This window comes from Coleofasciculus sp. G2-EDA-02 (assembly GCF_040226375.1).
Lineage (GTDB): Bacteria > Cyanobacteriota > Cyanobacteriia > Cyanobacteriales > Coleofasciculaceae > Coleofasciculus.
Genome location: NZ_JAVKEW010000168.1, coordinates 1 through 5,561, shown reverse-complemented (window position 1 = coordinate 5,561; position 5,561 = coordinate 1). Strand labels below are relative to the sequence as shown.

4 protein-coding genes and 2 pseudogenes are annotated in these 5,561 nt (G+C 46.0%); 4 read left to right on the top strand and 2 right to left on the bottom strand.

The annotated features are described in order from the left end of the window. Positions 1-301: 301 nt before the first annotated feature. The 4 genes and pseudogenes from RLO19_RS20075 to RLO19_RS20060 form a co-directional block, all read left to right on the top strand. Positions 302-394 (top strand): annotated as a pseudogene (locus RLO19_RS20075) (pentapeptide repeat-containing protein); the annotation flags it as partial. Further along, positions 368-529, top strand: a complete 162-nt coding sequence (locus RLO19_RS20070; protein ID WP_446359210.1) for a pentapeptide repeat-containing protein — start codon at positions 368-370, stop codon at positions 527-529. The pseudogene RLO19_RS20075 and the gene RLO19_RS20070, both read left to right, overlap by 27 nt. A gap of 137 nt (positions 530-666) precedes the next feature. Then, a complete protein-coding gene (locus RLO19_RS20065; RefSeq protein ID WP_446359209.1) occupies positions 667-2,787 on the top strand; it encodes a tetratricopeptide repeat protein in 2,121 nt (706 codons plus the stop codon). A 255-nt stretch (positions 2,788-3,042) separates the two neighbouring features. Continuing rightward, on the top strand, positions 3,043-3,792 hold the full coding sequence (locus RLO19_RS20060; protein ID WP_446359208.1) for a response regulator transcription factor: 750 nt from the start codon (positions 3,043-3,045) through the stop codon (positions 3,790-3,792). A 48-nt stretch (positions 3,793-3,840) separates the two neighbouring features. Here the strand turns inward: RLO19_RS20060 and RLO19_RS20055 are convergent, their stop codons facing one another. Together RLO19_RS20055 and RLO19_RS20050 are read right to left on the bottom strand one after the other, a co-directional pair. Further along, positions 3,841-4,824 carry a hypothetical protein gene (locus tag RLO19_RS20055; protein WP_446359207.1) on the bottom strand — a complete coding sequence of 328 codons (984 nt, stop codon included), beginning with the start codon at positions 4,822-4,824 and terminating at the stop codon, positions 3,841-3,843. 360 nt (positions 4,825-5,184) lie between these two features. Continuing rightward, positions 5,185-5,388, bottom strand: a pseudogene (locus tag RLO19_RS20050) (nucleoside deaminase); the annotation flags it as partial. Positions 5,389-5,561 lie beyond the last annotated feature (173 nt).

Genomic DNA, 5,561 nt, shown 5'->3' with positions numbered 1-5,561 from the left:
ACGAGCCAAAATTCGTACAATGCCGATTTCTCAGTCGGAATAGCACTTTTGTAAAAAACTTAAAAAACTAAATACTTGATAAGTACCGTAGGGCATACGGAAACTTCCTAATTAATTTAGGTAAAAGCTTGGAGAGCTACCAAAAAAAAGGGGTTCTAGATATTAAGTGATATTCTAGTTGACTTCGGGTAGGACATAATTGTGTAAGACCTAATTAGAGGTGACTCGAAAGGGCGATGATTAGCTCAAGAATCTCCCGCGTTTTAACCGGGAGAGTGTCAACAGAGAAAACTTACAAGGGGCGAACCTGAGTCAAATTAATCTAAATCAGGCTAACTTATGTTGGGCAGATTTACGTGATACCAACTTGCAGGGAGCGAATTTGAGTGAAGCGAATCTCAGTGGCGCTAACTTGCAGGGGGCGAATTTGAGTCAGACAAATCTGGAAGGGGCGAATTTAAGCGGTACAACGATGCCCAATGGGGAGTTACATCAGTGTGCTTTAATCCAGAAACCTGCTGGGAGATAGGGAAGAGGGGGTGTACAGGTGTAGGGGCGGGTTGAGTTACAAATCACCAATGAGGAAATGGGATTGGCAAAATTCTGTGTAAGAATCAACTATATCATTACTACATAGCAATGCTGGGATTAGCTTGGTGAAACCAGATGAACTTGGCTCTCGGACAAACAATCGGTGGACGCTATAATATCATTCGACAACTGGGACAAGGTGGGTTTGGCGCAACGTTTGTCGCCCACGATCAACACTTACCCAGCGATCGCAATTGTGTGGTGAAGCAACTCAAACCCCAAGCGACTGATCCGTTTACCTTGCAGACGGCGCGGCGTTTGTTTGAAACGGAAGCCAAAATCCTGCATCAGTTGGGACATCACAACCAAATTCCCCAGCTATTTGCCTATTTTGAAGAGAGTCAAGAGTTCTATTTGGTGCAGGAACTGATTGAAGGGGATGATCTGAGTCAGGAGTTGACGCCGGGAACGTCGTGGTCACAAGTGCAGGTTATTGAGCTGTTGCAGGAAATCCTGACTATATTAGCATTTGTCCATCAGCATCATGTCATTCACCGAGATATTAATCCCCATAACCTGATCCGGCGTAAATCCGATGGCAAGTTAGTTTTGATTGATTTTGGCGCGGTTAAACAAGTTAGCACTCAGATAGTGCAGGGACAATCCTCTAGTTTTACAGTAGCGATTGGTACGCCGGGATATCGACCCAGTGAACAAGCAAATGGGAATCCCCGTTTGAGTAGTGATATCTATGCAGTAGGGATCGTCGGGATTCAGGCTTTAACGGGTGCAGTACCTCAGGAACTACCCATTGATCCAGACAGTGGGGAAATTTGCTGGCGCGATCGCACCTCAGTTAGCCCAGAGTTGGCTAAAGTCCTGGATCAAATGATCCGCTACGATTTTCGCGAACGCTATCCCTCAGCGGAGGCGGCTCTGCAGGCGTTAGAGGATCTAACTCAACCCACGAAGGCGACGGTGGCTTTAGGTACCACGTCCCCATCCTCACCGCCTGTTAATCAATCCTCTAAACGGAACAAACCGATTGTAGTTGTCCTATTAATTGCCCTGGCGGTAATTGCTGGTGGGGGAGGGGCGACAGTGGCGATTATCAACTGGATTAATTCTACCAATGCCACCCAATCCTATAACCGAGGCGAAACGCTGTTGGAGTTGAGGCGGTATGAAGACGCCCTCAGCGCCTATAATCGTGCGGTTGAACTGCAACCGGACTATGGTGAAGCATGGCTAGGTCAAGGAGATGCGCTTTTGGCATTGGGTAAACCTGAGGCGGCGTTGGATGCTTATGATAAAGCCATTCAAATTCAGCGCGAGTATCCAGAGGCTTGGAAAGGACGAGGAGAGGCGTTAGCCACATTGCAGCGTTATGAAGAAGCGATTAGTGCGTTTGATCAGGTGACGAGACTGCAACCAGAGGATGTGGAAACCTGGGAACGTCGCGGGATGGTGCAGATGAAGTTACAGCGCTATTCGGCTGCGATCGCATCTTACGATAAAGCCTTAGAGATTCAACCCAATTATGCCTCAGCCTGGTATCGGCGCGGCTGGGCATTTCATAATTTACAACAGTACGAAGAGGCGATTAAATCTTATGACAAAGCGGTGGAACATAAGCCCGATTCTGCCGAATTCTGGTATCAACGGGGTAATGCTTTTGTCAATTTAAACAAATACCGCGAAGCCGTGGACTCCTACCAGAAAGCGGTTCAGTTCCAGCCGGATTTTTACCGAGCATGGTACAGTCAGGGCAGTATTTTAAATAATTTAAACCAGTATCAAGAGGCTTTAGCCGCCTTTGACCAAGCGGTGAAACTTCAGCCTAATAACTATGAAGCGTTGTATGGTCGTGCTTGGGCGTTGCATAAATTGGAGCGTTATCAGGAAGCTTTAACGGCTTACGAGAGGGTGATTAAACTCAAACCCAATTCTGAGCAAGCCTGGTATAACCGGGGTAATGTCTTCTATACATTACAACAATACCAAGATGCGATCGCGGCTTATGACCAAGCTGTTGCCCATAAGCGCAGCCATTACCAAGCCTGGAATAGTCGCGCCAATGCCCTGGTTAACCTGAAGCGATACAGTGAAGCCTTGACGTCTTATGAAAACGCTTTGACCTATAAACCCGATTACAAAGAGGCAAAGCAGGGGAAAGACCAAACTCAACGTCAACTTGAGGAGTTGAAAAATCAATCGTATCAGGAGTCATCTGACGAAGATGACAAAAAGATATAAGTCAGGCTGTACCCACCAGTCAAATGCTTTCAGACGCTTCTGGCATCACCTTTGGACTATTGCTCCCCCTGTCCCCCTCTTTCAAGCTTGGCAAAGCAAACTTGATATTGTACCTGATTTCCCTCAAACATTCAGCAAATCCCTATTTTCTTCAGAAATAGTTTAGAATCAGCGCTTATAATCGGTACAGTATTCTTAGTTTCCTGTGACAGTTCTTATCCAAGCTTAACAAGTCCTATTAGTAACCCCTTAGTGATGCCTCGAATACTTTTAATCGATGACGACCCTGCAATCTCAGAACTTGTCTCCATTAACCTAGAAATGGCAGGTTACGAAGTTCACCAAGCGCCGGATGGGATCAAAGGTCAGGCGCTAGCGCTGCAACTCCAGCCCGACCTGATTATACTAGACCTGATGCTCCCTCGAGTCGATGGCTTTACCGTTTGCCAACGGTTGCGTCGAGATGAACGCACCACGGATATTCCCGTGTTGATGTTGACGGCGTTGGGTCAAACTCAGGATAAGGTGGAAGGCTTCAATGCCGGTGCGGACGATTATCTAACCAAACCCTTTGAACTCGAAGAAATGCTAGCACGGGTACGCGCCTTACTGCGACGCACTGATCGCATCCCCCAAGCCGCCAAGCACACGGAAATCCTTAACTATGGTCCTTTGACCCTGATTCCAGAACGCTTTGAGACGATTTGGTTTAATCAGACGGTGAAATTAACCCACCTGGAATTTGAACTACTACACTGCTTGTTACAGCGTCATGGTCAAACAGTTTCTCCCAGTGAAATTCTCAAAGAAGTCTGGGGATATGATCCAGATGACGATATTGAAACCATTCGCGTCCATGTTCGCCACCTGAGAACCAAACTCGAACCTGATCCCCGTCATCCCAAATATATTAAAACAGTATACGGTGCGGGATACTGCCTCGAGTTACCGAGTAGTGAAGAAACCGCTGAGGTGGGATCATCGAACTCAGCGAAATTGGAATAGATTGAGTTTTGAGTTTTGACGTATACCCAAAAAAAGGGGGGGTATCGACTATTTAATTACTGCATGAGGGTGTTCAGACCAAGACTGAACCACCTTGAGTGATGTTGAATGGCGCGGCTGGGTTGCATGTCCCTGAGACTGAGCCGTTTTTTGAACTACCTGTAGTTCGGCTTGCATGACAATCATCTGAGCCATTATGTTCTGCAGTTGAACCTGAAGTTGCTCAACCTCAGACTCGTTAGGTTGGGTAACATTTGCCGATGGGACAGATGTTTTTGTCTGATAACCTAAGAAGCTTTGAGCTGAGGCAAATTTCGCCGATGCTGTTTGAGAGCTAACTGGATGAGCGGTAGCGGGTTGGGTGTAGAAGGGTTGTGTGGTGATGATGAAAGGGTTACTCATCAGGAGTTCCCGGGATTTCATCACAGCATGTGTTGGTGTGGGTTCCGGTTTAACGGTTTCTTCAACCAGGTGTTGAACTTCATGATCAGAAGGCTGAACTATTTCCGGTTCCGGTTTAACGGTTTCTTCAACCAGGTGTTGAACTTCGTGATCAGAAGGCTGAACTATTTCCGGTTCCGGTTTAACGGTTTCTTCAACCAGGTGTTGAACTTCGCTATCAGAAAGCTGAACGAATTCCTGTTCGAGTTCTTGCTCTAAAAAGTTATTGAGTCCAGCCGCTGCGAGTCGAGATTTAGAAAGTTTCAATTCTTCTAAAAGTTGTTCTTTTTCTTTAAGATTTCGCTCTAAATCCGAAAGCTGTTCTTCGGCGTGAGCCGATTTTCGAGAAGACTGAAGCCAGCCAGTTACGGCTACCGTAGCAATTCCCGTACCTACACCCAAAACACTTGCCAATCCTAGGTAAGGAGTAGCAATATCCCGGAGTTGTCCATGATGTACAGGCTCTCCCTGAAATTGGATTGTGACCTCTTTATCTCCGAAGAATGCTAGGGGTAAGGTCAAAACTGAGAACACGGCTGTCGAAAGTATTATCGGCGTAAAGAGAAATTTTCGTAAAGGAGAGCCAGTCATGATTGATAATTCCTAGTGATAATTTCCAGTATCAGTCGTATTACACAAGGCGTCTTTCTCAAATTTCACCAAATTGCAAATTGCCGATGCTGATTAAGCCAGTTGGCAGGAGAGATTGCTTGGGTGTGAATCGATTGCCTTAGCTTATTTACCAGATTAGCGAATCGTCCATCAAGTCCAGATAAAGTCACAGAAAAACCTAGTGAAGTTCTGGTGAATTTTCATTAACCAGTGATTTGTCATTCGTTTATGTCATTTGTTTACACCCTTAACCCTCTACTCCTATGCTCCTGTGCACACAGACATTCATGCTACGTCTGGAACATCGCACTCTGGCTCAGGGTAAGCGCGTGGGATGAGTTAAACGCCAATATCTTCATTCCAGAGCTTTGGGTTGTTTTGAATAAAGTCGCTCATCATCTGTTGGCATTCCTCTAGATTCAAATCAACAACCTCCACGCCATGGGATTCCATAAATTCTCTGGCACCGGCAAAGGTTTTAGACTCTCCAGCAATAACTTTTTTAATGCCAAATTGCACCACAGCCCCGGCGCAGAGGTAGCACTACCCTTAGTATCTTTTCCCTTGGCATTGTAGTATTTATTGTGCTACAGTATAAAGGTAGTCTAGCACAGGCAAAAATTCGTGAGTATTGCCAATCGAGTAATCGATACTTATCACGTAAAGTGATGCTAGTACGTGAGGCGCGAGTAACCTAGAGAAAAAAACCCATGGAC